Origin of the sequence: Veillonella sp. CHU732, from assembly GCF_003992085.1 — a bacterium.
Lineage (GTDB): Bacteria > Bacillota > Negativicutes > Veillonellales > Veillonellaceae > F0422.
On sequence record NZ_RQVC01000011.1, the window covers coordinates 54,567 to 69,488 of the forward strand.

12 protein-coding genes are annotated in these 14,922 nt (G+C 39.0%); 3 read left to right on the forward strand and 9 right to left on the reverse strand.

The features are described from left to right. Positions 1-26: 26 nt before the first annotated feature. Entirely contained in the window at positions 27-722 is a 696-nt protein-coding gene (locus EO121_RS06185; protein WP_127166817.1) for a GntR family transcriptional regulator, read from the reverse strand. A 167-nt stretch (positions 723-889) separates the two neighbouring features. Here EO121_RS06185 and EO121_RS06190 point away from each other — a divergent pair, with 167 nt between their 5' ends. Then, entirely contained in the window at positions 890-1,828 is a 939-nt protein-coding gene (locus EO121_RS06190) for a diacylglycerol kinase family protein (RefSeq protein ID WP_127166819.1), read from the forward strand. A gap of 42 nt (positions 1,829-1,870) precedes the next feature. On the opposite strand, the gene EO121_RS06195 is transcribed toward EO121_RS06190, so the two are convergent. From EO121_RS06195 to EO121_RS06220, 6 genes are all read right to left on the reverse strand, one after another. Next, entirely contained in the window at positions 1,871-3,340 is a 1,470-nt protein-coding gene (locus EO121_RS06195; protein ID WP_164725877.1) for a glycosyl hydrolase family 28-related protein, read from the reverse strand. Positions 3,341-3,436: 96 nt separating this feature from the next. Further along, entirely contained in the window at positions 3,437-3,769 is a 333-nt protein-coding gene (locus EO121_RS06200; protein WP_240629400.1) for a hypothetical protein, read from the reverse strand. Continuing rightward, positions 3,759-5,021 carry a DNA repair protein gene (locus EO121_RS06205; RefSeq protein WP_127166823.1) on the reverse strand — a complete coding sequence of 421 codons (1,263 nt, stop codon included), beginning with the start codon at positions 5,019-5,021 and terminating at the stop codon, positions 3,759-3,761. The genes EO121_RS06200 and EO121_RS06205 overlap by 11 nt, the downstream gene beginning before the upstream one ends. 424 nt (positions 5,022-5,445) lie before the next feature. Then, positions 5,446-6,318, reverse strand: coding sequence for a CoB--CoM heterodisulfide reductase iron-sulfur subunit B family protein (locus EO121_RS06210; RefSeq protein WP_127061866.1), 873 nt, complete (start codon positions 6,316-6,318; stop codon positions 5,446-5,448). After that, positions 6,318-7,274, reverse strand: a complete 957-nt coding sequence (locus tag EO121_RS06215; RefSeq protein ID WP_127166825.1) for a succinate dehydrogenase/fumarate reductase iron-sulfur subunit — start codon at positions 7,272-7,274, stop codon at positions 6,318-6,320. The genes EO121_RS06210 and EO121_RS06215 overlap by 1 nt, the downstream gene beginning before the upstream one ends. A gap of 1 nt (position 7,275) precedes the next feature. After that, the gene (locus EO121_RS06220) at positions 7,276-8,994 is read right to left on the reverse strand and encodes an FAD-binding protein (protein WP_127166827.1); all 1,719 of its coding nucleotides are present in this window, start codon (positions 8,992-8,994) and stop codon (positions 7,276-7,278) included. A gap of 933 nt (positions 8,995-9,927) precedes the next feature. Here EO121_RS06220 and EO121_RS06225 point away from each other — a divergent pair. Together EO121_RS06225 and EO121_RS06230 are read left to right on the forward strand one after the other, a co-directional pair. Continuing rightward, on the forward strand, positions 9,928-12,210 hold the full coding sequence (locus EO121_RS06225; protein ID WP_127166829.1) for a ribonucleoside-diphosphate reductase subunit alpha: 2,283 nt from the start codon (positions 9,928-9,930) through the stop codon (positions 12,208-12,210). A 698-nt stretch (positions 12,211-12,908) separates the two neighbouring features. Beyond that, complete coding sequence (locus EO121_RS06230; RefSeq protein WP_127166831.1) at positions 12,909-14,132, forward strand: ATP-binding protein; 1,224 nt, start codon at positions 12,909-12,911, stop codon at positions 14,130-14,132. A 65-nt stretch (positions 14,133-14,197) separates the two neighbouring features. On the opposite strand, the gene EO121_RS06235 is transcribed toward EO121_RS06230, so the two are convergent. Continuing rightward, positions 14,198-14,398, reverse strand: a complete 201-nt coding sequence (locus EO121_RS06235) for a hypothetical protein (protein ID WP_009353748.1) — start codon at positions 14,396-14,398, stop codon at positions 14,198-14,200. 209 nt (positions 14,399-14,607) lie between these two features. After that, the coding region (locus EO121_RS08660) for a hypothetical protein (RefSeq protein WP_206168550.1) at positions 14,608-14,922 on the reverse strand (315 nt) is incomplete at its 5' end.

A 14,922-nucleotide genomic window follows, 5' to 3' on the forward strand; every position in this document is an offset into this window, starting at 1 on the left:
TATGAATACTTTCACCGCCAAAATTATTACTTTTCTTTCTGCTTCGCCAATAACTCTGCATGAGCCTTTTTAAATACAAAGGCATTCCGCACATGACCTCGCATCCGCTCTTCTGCAAGCTGTCCATTGCGATCATGGATAGCTTCCATAATTTGTTGATGTTCTAAATCGCAAGAAATGGTACGTGTTTTATCTGACGTACTGATATACATGTCACGATTTACCATTTCCCGAAAATCCGCTAAATAATCTGCTACCCGGTCATTGCCAGAAAATTCTGCAATCAATGTATGAAAGCGACTATTAATGGCAACCCGTTCCTCTGGATCTTCTGTATGAATTCCTGCATCACACACTTCTTGTAACTCTGCTAACTGCTCCTCTGTGCATCGTTCTGCGCAAAGTCTAGCACCCAAGCCTTCCATTACTTCACGGCATTGATACATGGCTACAATCTCCTCTGGAGAATAGCCTTTCACCGTCACGCCTTTCCACGGTTTAATGACCACAAGATTATCTTTCGCCAGTTTACGAAATGCTTCACGTACCGGAGTGGCGCTCACATTTAATTGTTCTGCAATACGCACTTCACTTAATTTCACTTTTGGTTTCAAAGAACCCGTCAAAATAGCTTGCTTTAGCGACATATACACTTGCTCACTCAGCGGCAACCGCCCTATTGAGTCTATACTATGTAAACGATACTCTTCCGTCTTATCCATCGAATCCCCCTCCAAGATGTTACTGTTCTATACTTTCACCTAGTCTGGCATACGTAACACATTTCTTTCATTATACGTGAAATAGGTCCTAAAAATCAATGAAATCTAATGTCCCTGTGATATAATAGTAATAACTAATGTATCTGTGTATAGAATAGGAATCAACCATGAGTCGTTGTCTAATTATTATAAACCCTGTATCAGGTGGTGGTCGGGCCCGCCGATACGTAATGGAACTACAATGGCAACTAAGCGCTCTTTTTGATCGTTTAGAAGTAAAATTTACCCGACAAGCTGGTGATGCAACCCGCTTCGCCATCGAAGCCTCCAACGAAGGGTTTGATGCCATCTTTTGCATGGGCGGTGATGGCACTATTAATGAAACTGTTAACGGCATTGTGAAAGCTGGCTGTCGCTCCAAATTCGGTTTCATTCCCCTTGGCACTGTCAACGATATGAGCCGTGCTCTAGGCATCCCCTTACAACCATTAGAAGCTATTCACGGCTTAAAAAACAGTACCATCCGCCATGTCGATGTAGGGCGTTGTAACGATTCGTTTTTTTGCAACAATATCGCCATCGGGGTCATCCCTGAGGTTGTGGCCTCCGTCACTCCAAAAGAAAAACAATTATTAGGACCTCTAGCCTACTTTGCCAAAGGCGGACAAGCCTTATTTACAACCAAGGATTATAAGTTCCGCATCACTACCGAAGAAGGAACCCAAGAATTTATGTCTCCATTGGTCATCGCCTTATTAACCAATGTAGTGTCTAGCTTTGAGCATTTCATGCCTACCGCTTCCGTCGACGATGGATACATGCGTATTATCATCTTTAAAGAATATTTTATTATGAACCTATTCTTTATTTTACCACTCATTCTAAGTGGTTCTATTTATAATTCAAAATATGTAACCATCCTAAAAGTCAAACAAGCTCGCATCGAAGTGTGTGACACCATGGATGCGTCCACCAACATGGATGGCGATATCGGACCTGATGCACCAGTAGACTTAGAAGTATTGCCTAAGTTTTTACAAGTTTACGTGCCTAACAAACGTCGAAAAAAAACGCAAGGATTATTCCACAATCCATTACAAAAATAAATCCAATAGTTTTTGAACAAGCAACAAAGGAGAGTTGAATTATCAACTCTCCTCTATTTTTTGTTGCTTTTGAAATGTTATTGAACTACGAATCCATTCCACAGGACTATTCCGTTTGTTACCTATATCTATTTGTTGTATAATATCCCGCAATTCTACTTCTCGCACTACAATATCACGTATACCACCACCTATAGTTGTGGTCTCACGAATACGCATAGCGAGTAGTACATCTTCCATCGTCAATCCTTGTAAGTACATATGTTGAATCCAAGTATTCCCTGTATTACTAAAGACAATGCCTACACGACTATGGCGAATCTGTAAATTATACGCATTCCACTGTTCCGTTACACTAGATCCTACAGGATGTCCTGCTAAGACTACAATCCCTTGTTGCATACGTTCCATCACAAGGTTATACATCAATAGCCCTACACCATCCCAATGTAAGCCATCACCACTGTGCCTACCTTCCATACGCACCTCTTGGATGCTTAGTTGATCCACTTGTGTAGCCTCCACCATATGAGCTGATGCATTTCTTAACACCGTATGTTTCAGCAAAATATCCTTACCATGATGGATAACCACTAAAGAAGACCGTATGGTGTTTCCTTTCTCATAACTAGCCCCTCTACGCATTGCCGCTTGTACTTCAGACTTACTTAACAAACCAGTATGATCAAGCACATCTTGCGTCACTGCATCCGCTTCGGGTGTATTCTCCTCTTGTAAAAGGTCTTCTTTCCATCCATATCCATCAATAGTACCACCACGAATGACAACGTTTTCGATAGGTCCTTGCTCATCGCCTTCTAACTGTAAAAGTCCTAAATATGGCGTACCTCCTGTCACCACATAATTAGGCTTTACAAAGGCAGAGCTATCATTAATCGCCATCAGCACAGCATCCTCATCTAATTCTAAGGTCATATAACTGTGCAAGAATAGCGTTCCTGTGCGATATACCCCTTTACTAAGATGTAAGATACCTCCCGCTGGGGTATCACGTATCGCTTTTTGTAACGCTAATGTATTGTCCGTAATCCCATCTCCTACAGCGCCATAGGCGGTAGCCTCTAACCGTGGTTCTTGAGGTAATGTTTTGACTGGTACCTTGGAAGAATCCGACAAAGTAGAGCCCGTATCATCTACAGCTTTTACTTGCACTAAGTATACTGTATCGGATTCTAATCCATCCAACTCTAGTCTAGGAATGATAGATACGCCCTTTGCACTAGAACGAATTTCTTTCACTTTTTCTTGATTGACGTAAACATCATATCCCGCCAATCTGTCATCATTTACTGGATTCCAAGCTAAGGAAATCGTTGTACTAGTTACGCCTAACTTAGGGATTTGCAATTCAAAATCGCCTGCTTCTACCACATATTTCGTCACCGGCGTTGTATATTTCACATACATATTCCAGCCTAATCCTAGCAAAGCCAAGATTAGACTCAATCCTATGGCCCACCACCCATAGGTTCTATATCGCTTTTGTTTCATTATGTCCATCCTGTTCTCATGTGTTCGCTATGGCTCGCATATCTAGCACATAGCTTATATGTACCATTCTACATGATTTACAAAAATGGTCAATACTCAACCGATGATGGTAACCCGTATAATATGAGACATAGGTACAAGCACATCTCCTACAGTCATCGTTCGATACACTGTATCAATCTGTTGTAATCGCCCTTGCACCGTATCATAAACTCGTCCATTGTGATAGACTACACTAACTACGTCCCCTATCACTAGCCCCTTACACTGTGTATCCAATACTTCCAATTGCTCCTCTGAAAGCTCTTTACGACACTCTTTATATCGTGCTGTTTCATCCAACAACTCTTGAAATCCCTTTAATGCCGCAAAAGGCATAAATTGCTTCGCCCGCTGTAACAATGTCATTTTCGGTCGTTTATGTTGCATTATGTCCTCCCACCAAGGTGTTACGAAACTGCATCGTCCCCTCTTCTTGCAAACTGCTAGCACGGAGTATAGAGTTACCGCCAAACTTTTCCTTTATAGTCAATACAGTCCGTTCCACTTGATATGCCTTTTCTTCCCTATCCTGAGACGTAGAAAACAAATCTTCTTCCCAAGGTATGGCCTCACGACTCACTAAATCATCAAATCCCACCGATAACTGCCGTATCTCCTGATGAGGATAAGTAGTTTCTTTATACAGTTCCAACACGGCCTGTGAAAGTACCTCTAAGGAGCACGTATACTTCGATAATCGTCGTGATCCGCCGGTACCTTTCACTGTCCTATCTGCATACCGCACCCCTAAGGAAATATATTTTGTCAGCGCTTTCTCTGCAATCAGTTCCAACAATAAAGATTCCACCATCTCCCGAAGAGGCACAAAACACTCCTCGTAGGAATAATTCCTCAGCAAAATTTGCCCTCTCGACAAAGAGTGTTTCGCTGGTCGGTACATATGAATCTCTTTCATAGTGCACGTCTCACGCCCCCAAGCATGGTCAATGAGTAGCTCCGCATTAATCCCAAATTCCTTATACCAGCGTTCCTCCGGCACAGTCGTAATACCATGTAAATCCACTACGCCATACTTATGTAACCGGCTTGCGATTCCCCTTCCGATTTGCCAAATATCTGTAATCGGTTGATGATGCCATATTTTTTCTTTAAATAATTCCTCATTAAGAATACCAATTCCCTGTGGCGCATGCTTTGCCAACACATCGAGGGCTACCTTAGATAAAAACAAATTAGTTCCTAATCCAACTGTAGCATGAATATGAGTCTGTTCTAATACCTTATATTTGAAGAGCAATGCTAGTTCCCGCCATGTTTTCTTATACAATCGGCTATAGGGAGTCACATCAATAAAATACTCATCAATCGAGTACACATGAATATCTTCTGGTGCCACATAGTCCAATAAGATACCATAAATAGAGGCAGATACTTCCATATATCGTCGCATCCTAGGTTTCACTGCCATATACTCAATAGTAGAGGGAATCTCAAACAAACGGCATCGATTCTTAACGCCTAATTGCTTTAATGCCGGAGAAATAGCCAGTGTAATCGCCCCTAATCCACGTGATGCATCCGCTACAACTAATGGAGTCGTAAAGGGATCCACCCCCAAATCTACACACTCCACAGAAGCATAAAAACTCTTCAAATCCAAGCACATATACACTGCCATACTATCCCTCCTCTATAGTAGTATAATAGCATATTTGTTCTATATTTTCAATATATATGTTCGGTATATTAATCTTACAATAGTATAATAATTTACTATATTTTAAAAAGATTACTACACAATACACCCTGTATTTGACTTGGTTTACCACTAGGAAATGCATCTCATTGTATCCTACCTCAATCTTTTTCAACCAACTTTAACATTCAATGAGCCTAGTATTTAACTAGGCTCACCACTATTATAACCAACTCATTTTGTCCTATAACCCAGTATTGAACTAAGCTCATTGCTATTGCAACCAACTCATTTGGGCTATAGTCCCAATAGCCAATATACATCTATTTTGAAAATTAGATAAAGAAAACAGGCTGCCCCGAAGGACAACCTGTTGTAAGTTTGTGTAATACGATTGTATTTCTGATTATAAGAAACGGTTCAAGGAAGCAGTACTTGCCAAGTGACGATCAGTCATACCCATTTCTGCTGGAGTGCAACCCAATGCAAGACCAATTAATTGGCTCATGTGGATGATAGGCATATCACCATTCATTGGAACAGTTGCTTTTGCTTCTTTTTGGAACATATCCAATTGCATTTGGCAAAGTGGGCATGGTGTTACGACACAATCAGCACCTTCTTTTTGCGCATCTGCATTGATAGAACCAGTCATTTGCATTACAGAATCATGTGCAGGGTATACTGCATGGAAACCACAGCAATCTAATTTACGGGAGAAATCGATTGGAGTCGCACCTAATGCTGTAATCAAATCTGCCAAGCTTGTTGGGATTTGCATATCTTCAAAACCCATTTCTTCTTCTGGACGAAGGATATGGCAACCATAATATTCAGCAACGCGAAGGCCAGTTAATGGACGAGTCACTTTTGCTTTCAAATTATCTAAACCATATTCGCGGATAAGAACCCACAAGAAATGTGTTACTTCGCTAGTACCTTTATAGTTCATACCTGCTTCGCCAAGAATGTTGTTTACTTTTTGACGAGTTACTTCATGCTCATCAAGCTCTTTTTTAGCTTCACGAAGCATTAATGTACAAGTGTTACAAACTGTAAGAATATCTAGACCTTCTTTTTCAGCCAACGCGATGTTACGAGCGTTAGTGGAAAGAGTCAATAATGGATCGATATCTTGAACGTGGGACGCGCCACAGCAAGTCCACCCGTCTAATTCTTGGATTTCGATACCTAATTTTTTCGCTACTGCAACGGTTGCTAAGTAGTCTTCTTTAGATGCGCCTTCTAATACGCAACCTGGGAAAAATCCGTATTTCATTATTTTCCAGCCTCCTCTACTGCACGACCGATTGTACGAACACCTTCAATACCATTTACTGGTTTATGAGGAACTACCAATTCAAATGGATTGATTTTGCCATGTTTCCATAAACGAAGAGCGTATAGACCTTGTTTTGCGGAATCCAATAATCCGTCTGTTTTCAAGCTCATTGTTACTTCGTTTAGGCGACCAGTATTTAACAAGTCTTGTTTGAACGCGATAGCATGACGAGTACCTTTATTGGACAAGCCTGCTTGTGTCGCTACACGGCGAAGGTTGGAAATATCTTTTTCTGGTTTCAAATGTTTTGGACAACGAGTGATACAGTTCATGCAATGTACACATTTCCACAAGCCATGATTGAAAGCTGGTGTAGTATGCGCCATTGGAGACACATCACGGGAATCCATTACAAAGCGATTCGCTTTTGTATATACATATGGATCCAAGAAGTCTTCACGGTTAGCAGACAATTTATTACATTCGGAAGCACAACATCCGCAAAGGATACATTCTGTGTTCATAACGAATTTTTTGAAATCTGCTGCTGTTTGACGAGTTCCAGTTTTAGTAGTGAATTCTGGTTTTACGAAAATCCAAGGAGCTACTTCTTTCAAGCGGCTAACTTTTGCTTCCCAGTCAACTACTAAGTCACGGATTACATCAAAGTTACCGATTGGTGCTACTGTGATTTCATCAGAACCGAAACGTTCTGTAATTTCGTCGATTTTAGCTTCACAACCAAGCATAGCTTGACCGTTAACTTTCACGGAGCAAGCGCCACATACTGCAGAACGGCAAGCTGCTACGAAAGTTAATGTTGGATCTAATGTATCTTTAATTTTTTGTAAGCCCCAAAGGATAGTACGGTCTGCTTCATAATCGAAAGTATAAGACTGTACATACGCGCGGCCTTCGTTAAAGCGGTGGATATGATAAGTAATTTGTCTCATCTTAGTACTTCCTTTCTTGTGGTTCGTATTTAGTGAACACTACATCGCGTTCGGACATTACGTATTCGCCATTTTCGCCAAGTTTCCAAATAGCGTGTTTTAAGTATTGGGAATCATCACGTTTAGGGAATTCTTCACGAACGTGAGCACCACGAGATTCTTTACGGTGTAAAGCACCTAAAGCGATAGCTTTCGCAACTGTTAACATAGATTTGATTTCTACGTAGTTTACGAATGCCATATTGTAAGTACGGTTGGAGTCACCTACATAGCAAGTTTCATATTCTTCTGTCAAACGATCAATCACTTCAAGAGCTTCTGTGATACCTGCTTCGTTACGGAAGATACCTACTTTATTCCACATAGCCACAGCTAATTCATCACGAATTTCAGCTACTGGACGACCAGATGTACGGGATGTCACTTCAACGAATTTAGCTTCCCACTCATCAGCTTTTGCTTGTAATTCAGCATCGCAATCTGCAAATCCACTAGCTTGCGCATAATCAGCAGCACCTGCACCAGATACTTTACCAAATACAACGCCGTCAGCTAAGGAGTTACCACCTAAACGGTTAGCACCATGGATAGAGATACAAGATGCTTCACCAGATGCGAAGATACCAGGAATCTCTGTAGCACAAGTTTTGTAGTCTACTACGTCGATACCGCCCATGATGTAATGGCAAGTAGGACGAATTGGCACTGGATCAGTTAAAGGATCGCAATGTTCAAAGCAAAGAGCCAAGTCACGGATACCATGAAGTTTTTCGATGATAACTTCAGGTCCTAAGTGACGAAGGTCAGCTACTACGTATGCATCAAGGCCAGAACCATTGAAACCACGACCAGCTGCAATTTCATCTTCGATTGCTTTTGCTACAACGTCACGAGACGCTAATTCCATTTTGTTAGGAGCGTATTTTTTCATAAAACGTTCGCCCTCAACGTTTAACAAGTATCCGCCTTCACCACGAACAGCTTCGGACATCAAGATACCAGTTTTACCAAGTCCAGTTGGATGGAATTGGATCATTTCCATATCTTTCAAGCCTACACCAGCACGGAAAGCTACTGCCATACCGTCACCAGTGGAAAGGAATGGGTTAGTTGTACGAGTCCAGAATACACGGCCAGCACCACCAGTAGATAATACGATGGATTTAGCTTTGATAATTTCTACTTTACCTTTTTTCATATTCCAGATAATAGCACCACCAGCTTTACCGTCTTTTACAACGATATCTAATAGGTACCATTCTTGTAAGAAATGTACGCCTTCTTTAAGACATTGTTCATATGTTGTATGAAGAATTACGTGACCAGTTTTATCCGCACTGTAGCATGTACGTGGATAGGATTGTCCACCAAAGTTACGTTGTGCGATCTTGCCTTCGTCTGTACGAGAGAAAGGAGTTCCCATGAAATCCATTTCTAATACCCCTTCTGGGCAACGTTGACAGAAGAATTCGATAGCATCTTGGTCGCCAAGATAGTCAGAACCTTTTACAGTATCGAATGTGTGAACTTCTGTGGAGTCTTCTTTTGCTACGTTATTTAACGCCGCATTAACACCACCTTGTGCCATTGCTGTGGCAGAACGTGTTGGGAAAATTTTTGTGATCAATGCTACACGCAAACCATCGCGTCGTGCAGCTTCTAAAGCAGCTCGTTGGCCTGCTCCACCACTACCTACTACGAGAACATCATATTGTTCCATACGTACCTCCTCAAAAACACTTGTCTTATTTTGAACTATACCTCTTACATACTGTTCTTAAAATAAGGAACTATGTTTAACTGCATACATGACTGATATATGCATCAATCTATAGACTTATTATATACGCTATTTCAAAGTGTTACAATTGTCACACCACCTCCTTAAAACCCCTCTTTTACAAGGGATTAAGCAGTTTTGATAACGTTTTTCATAGGTTCTAAATAGATATATAACAATAATAATATTTCAAGCTAACTCCCACTCAATTTATACTTATACAGTGTACTTTTATCTTTTCCCTCAACTATCTTGTTATTACACAATTTTTTAGGTTATATAAATTTTTGTCATTATTAAATTTTATTTCACAAGTATATTAATTAAATACTTTTAAAATGTTTACTTTTCTCTATATGATATTTTTTCTCACTAACTATTTTTATATTCCATTATACTTATTTTGCATTAATAGTATGATTTTATTTTATAATACAACATATTGATTTTTATCACATCTTGACTACAAGTCATATCTATTTTTTTCCATTTTCTTTTTCTGAAAGTACCCATTACAAATTATCTTATACAAAAGCGGCAAAATTTTTCATCCTCTTTATTTTGTAAAGTATCTTTTCCTCATTATGGTATGCATTTTTGACATGCTGAGGGCGTTGTGAAAAAATGACTGATATAGTATAATTTTAGAAGATGTTGTGCCAAAGCACTTTATCTCTATACAACATATTGATATTGATTCCGTGTGAAAACATATCTATGCACTCTCATTTGCAATTCGTAAATGGGAGTCCTTTTATGGTCAAGGCCTAATACATATGTTAAACGGATATGCTTTCACATATATTCAATATATGTGGATAATCTTAACAATGGATACAAGTATCCTACACTTTTAGAAAAGGGAGAACTTTCATGAGCATTATGATCAAGAAACGTGATGGCCATTATGAGCCATTGTCGGTAGAAAAAACGAAGAAAATGGTTGCCTTTGCTTGTTTAGGCTTAGACTCTTGTGACCCTATCGAGCTTGAAATGGACTGTAAATTGCAGTTCGTGGACGGCATGACTACGAAACAAATTCAACAAACTCTTGTTCAAACTGCCATTGAGAAAGTCATCCAAAAAGTAGACGATGGTTTTGGCAACATGGTAAACCGCATGAACCAAGATTGGCAATTCGTGGCTGCTCGTCTATACTTATTCGATTTATACAAAGAAGCTGCTATCAACCGTAAATACAAAGCCTTTGGGTATGGCAACTTCACTGATTTAGTAAAAACCTTAGTCGCTGCTGGTCGTTATGCAGACTTTTTCTTAACACAATATACAGAAGCTGAGTTAGAAGAACTAGGCGATTATATCAAGCCAAAACGTGACTACTTATTTAACTATGAAGGTATTAAATTATTGGCAGACCGCTATCTGGTGAAAGGCTTCAACAAAGAAATTTACGAACTTCCACAAGAGCGTTTCATGGCTATCGCTATGCATTTAGCTGTCATCGAAGGGGACAAAAAAGTCTACTACGCTAAAAAATTCTATGATTTGATGAGCGAATTAAAAATGACTACAGCTACACCAACATTGGCAAATGCTGGTACACCATTCCATCAACTAAGCTCTTGCTTTATTTCTGGTGTAGAAGATAATCTATGGTCCATTTACGATGTGAACGCAAAATTCTCCCGTGTGTCTAAACATGGTGGCGCTCTTGGTATTTATCTTGGTAAAGTACGTGCCTTGAACTCCGACATTCGTGGCTATAAAAATTCTTCTGGCGGTGTTATCCCTTGGATTCGTTTGTACAATGACACAGCTGTTGCGGTAGACCAACTAGGTAAACGTAAAGGTGGCGCTACGGTAACACTTGATGTGTGGCATAAAGACTTCTACGAATTTGTAGAACTTCGTACGAACAATGGTGATGATCGCCGTAAGGCACACGACATCTTCCCTGCTCTATCTGTACCAAATATTTTCATGGAACGTGTTATCAACCGTGAACACTTCACTTTATTCGACCCACATGAAGTATCCCGTGTGATGGGCTTTCAATTAGAAGACTATTACGATGACGATACGAATAAAGCGTTCACGGAAAAATATTTAGCTTGTGAAGCTAGCCCAGATCTACACGGCATCGAAGTCAGTGCTTTGGACATGATGAAAAAAATCATGCGTTCGGCTGTAGAAACAGGTACACCTTTCATCTTCTTCCGAGATACGACAAACCGTGCGAACCCTAATAAGCATGCAGGTATGATTTATGCATCCAACTTGTGCCATGAAATCGCCCAAAACGTTGGCTTCACTGATTTAGATGAAGAAATCATCCAAGACGATGGATCCATCGTGACTCGCACAAAAGCGGGTGACATGGTAACGTGTAACTTGAACTCTATCAACCTAGGTCAAACCTCTGATGAAGAATTGGAAGAAAATATCGCTTTACAAGTTCGTATGTTGGACAACGTTATTACTATCAACCAATTCCCTGTGCCTGAAACACGGGTAACAAGTGAAAAATATCGCGCTATTGGCTTAGGCACTAGCGGTTACCACCACTATTTGGTGAAACATAAAGTACAATGGGAAAGCGACGCTCACTTGGAGATCGCTGATACGTTATTTGAAAATATCGCCTACGCTGCCATCAAGGCATCCATGGAATTAGCGAAAGAAAAAGGTGCTTACCCTGCTTTCAAAGGTTCTCAATGGGAAACTGGGGAATATTTTGAACGCCGTGGTTACACCTCTGAAAGATGGCAACAACTGCGAGCAGATGTGGCAAAATACGGTATCCGTAACGGTTACTTAATGGCTATCGCTCCAACAGGCAGTACATCCAACATTGCTAATACCACAGCTGGTATCGATCCAATCTTCAAAAAATTCTTCATCGAAGAGAAAAAAGGTAGCTTCACTCCGAAAACAGCACCTGATTTGAGCAATGAAACAATGTGGTTCTATAAAGAAGCACATACTATCGATCAACAATGGTCCATCAAGGCTTGCGGTATCCGTCAACGCCATATCGACCAAGCACAGTCTTTCAACTTGTATATTACGCCACAAATGAAAGCGAAAGAAATCTTAGATTTATATGTGGAAGCCTATAAACAAGGCATTAAGACAATTTACTATATCCGTAACCAATCCTTAGAAATGGATGAATGCACTAGTTGTTCCTCCTAATCTTTGGCGGGGTTATATGCAATCAATAAAAGAGCACGGTATACTCCTCACAAACGGTATTTCATAATGTTTGTTCGGAGCACACCGTGCTCTTTTTGTATGTTCTGAATAATACAACTCCCCCGCCAAAGATGTAGGCGGAACGACGTCGTTACTTCGGGGAGGGGCGGATTTGTATTCTGTAAGTAACTATGGTATACTTGACATAGAAACAAGAAGAGCCATCAACGTGTCGTGGCGTTAGGCTCATCTCAAAAGTAGTGAAATGTGATTTGCCTAACGTGTTGAGGTGGTGAGATACCTCTTTACGTTAGGCTTTTCATTGTCTATTTTACAAGATCAATGATTTGAATTGCTAAACTAATAATAGAAATGACTAAAGTAATCTTTTCATATTTTGTCATAGCAACCACCTCCTCCCATAATAGGAAGAGATGAGCCCAACTCACGTTGATGACGCTTCTTTGTCTTTATTATATCACAAATATTTACGATATGTTGATTTTTTAGGCGTTTTATATCATAAAGCTCATGTAGATTTCAATTATAATCGAATCTACGCTAATATCTACTGATGATTTCGATTATAGTCGAAATCATATACATAAGTGCTGATGATTTCGATTATAGTCGAAATCACTGTTGGAATATACATCTATTTCGAGTATAATAGAATCAATGAAAGTGAGGTGTTAGCCGTGGAATATATTAAACGCCCTAAGTACTTGGCACAAATAGAACCGTTTATTGATAAACCAGTGATTAAAATTCTCACAGGTATGCGTCGTGTGGGGAAGTCTACTTTATTAACAATCATTAAAGATACTATCTTGCAGGAAGTACCTGATGAACAAAAAATTTATATTAATTTTGAATCCTTAGAATTTTTAGAGATAAACACTGCAGCACTACTAGCTAAGCATCTCATAGAAACAACGAAACACTTGGATGGAAAACTCTACTATTTTTTTGACGAGATACAATTAGTCCAAGATTGGGAAAAAGTTGTAAATGGTCTGCGCGTTGATAGAGATTGTGATATCTATATTACTGGCTCCAATTCATCCTTAATCTCTGGCGAGCTTGCTACACTTCTTGCTGGCAGATATGTAGAGTTTGAAATACAACCATTTACATTTGATGAGTTTATAGAAGTATTTCAGGAAAAACATCTAAGTAAGGAAGAGCTATTCACTAAGTTTGTTCAATTAGGTGGTATGCCTACCTTAAAATACTTTAACCTAGAAGAAAATAGTAGTTATAAATATCTAAATGATGTGTATCATACGGTTTTGATTAAAGACGTGTTAACACACAATAAGATTCGCGATGTAGATATTTTCAATCGAATCCTATCATTTACTATACAAAATATAGGGTCCCCTGTTTCGGCAACTAGTATTAAAAAGTATTTAAAGAGCGAGCATCGGGATGTTTCTATTGATACTATCCTGAATTATTTAGACTATTGTCAGCAAGCTTTCATCCTGAAAAAGGTGTCTAGATTCGATACGGTCGGTAAAAAGAATCTTAAAATCGATGAAAAATATTACCTTACGGATCATGGATTTCGGGCTGCTAAGGGGTATTCTAATACGAAAGATATTGAACGAGCCCTGGAAAATATCGTATATATTGAGCTGATTTCTAGAGGATATACCGTAGAAATTGGGAAAGTAAAAGATATGGAAATCGACTTTATCGCCACTAAAGATAAGGAACGAATATACTATCAAGTGTCCTATCTCATGGAAACAGAAGCCACACGACAACGTGAATTTGGCGTCTATGCTCATGTACAAGATAATTACCCTAAGTTTGTTCTCTCCATGGATACCGTTGACTTTAGCCAGGATGGAATCATTCATAAACATGTCATTGATTTTTTGTTGGAGAATACAGAAACAGGAAACGTAATTTAATATAACGTATGCAAAAAGAGACTGTAACAAAATGTACATTTTTACATTTTCGTTACAGTCCTTTTTTATATACCGTATTTCTTCATAAAAAACGCATCTACTTCGTCTATAGTATAAGATCGTGTATTCTTTAACGAATCTATCCCCTTTGCCAATTCCTTGTTTAACTCTTCTTTCGACAAACTAGCTAAGGATAATATTTTGTGCCATTTATTTTCTTTTGATACTATATGTAATTTTTTAGCCAAAAGGCTGCCATTCGCCATGCCTATTACACCTGACCTTTTATATTAAAGTTATCATCTATACTATTACAAAAACACTCTAGTAGCGATTATACATTATTCCCCCCCTTTTAGCCATGTAAATAATTATATGGCTGTACATCACTAGAGATATCCTCACATACTTTTATATAAATTATACTAATTATTTTTCAAATTGATTTAAAGAACTTTAAAGGCCTTTCCTATCATTAACCATTACAATGTTTCTTCCAATGTTTCCACTTTTTATTGAAATGTGCTTCATAATTATTATTCTTAAATAGAGATTTCATCATATTAATTAAATCATCACAGCCTATGCTTGTAGTATCCACATCAAAAACTACATTACCATGTGAATTAACATTAAGCAGTCGTTTTATATCTTGATTTTTAGCATAAAATTCGTCTATTCCAGTGAATATTATAAATGTTTCTATAATTCTTCTCATAGGATTTAACATCATACGCGGCTTACCTGCATGATATAAAAAAGCTAATTCATACCACAATCCATCATATAT

Bases quoted from the DNA above. Each gene is read 5' to 3' on its own strand.
- EO121_RS06185 (WP_127166817.1), bottom strand. From the start codon at position 722: ATGGATAAGACGGAAGAGTATCGTTTACATAGTATAGACTCAATAGGG.
- EO121_RS06190 (WP_127166819.1), top strand. From the start codon at position 890: ATGAGTCGTTGTCTAATTATTATAAACCCTGTATCAGGTGGTGGTCGG.
- EO121_RS06195 (WP_164725877.1), bottom strand. From the start codon at position 3,340: ATGAAACAAAAGCGATATAGAACCTATGGGTGGTGGGCCATAGGATTG.
- EO121_RS06200 (WP_240629400.1), bottom strand. From the start codon at position 3,769: ATGCAACATAAACGACCGAAAATGACATTGTTACAGCGGGCGAAGCAA.
- EO121_RS06205 (WP_127166823.1), bottom strand. From the start codon at position 5,021: ATGGCAGTGTATATGTGCTTGGATTTGAAGAGTTTTTATGCTTCTGTG.
- EO121_RS06210 (WP_127061866.1), bottom strand. From the start codon at position 6,318: ATGAAATACGGATTTTTCCCAGGTTGCGTATTAGAAGGCGCATCTAAA.
- EO121_RS06215 (WP_127166825.1), bottom strand. From the start codon at position 7,274: ATGAGACAAATTACTTATCATATCCACCGCTTTAACGAAGGCCGCGCG.
- EO121_RS06220 (WP_127166827.1), bottom strand. From the start codon at position 8,994: ATGGAACAATATGATGTTCTCGTAGTAGGTAGTGGTGGAGCAGGCCAA.
- EO121_RS06225 (WP_127166829.1), top strand. From the start codon at position 9,928: ATGAGCATTATGATCAAGAAACGTGATGGCCATTATGAGCCATTGTCG.
- EO121_RS06235 (WP_009353748.1), bottom strand. From the start codon at position 14,398: ATGGCGAATGGCAGCCTTTTGGCTAAAAAATTACATATAGTATCAAAA.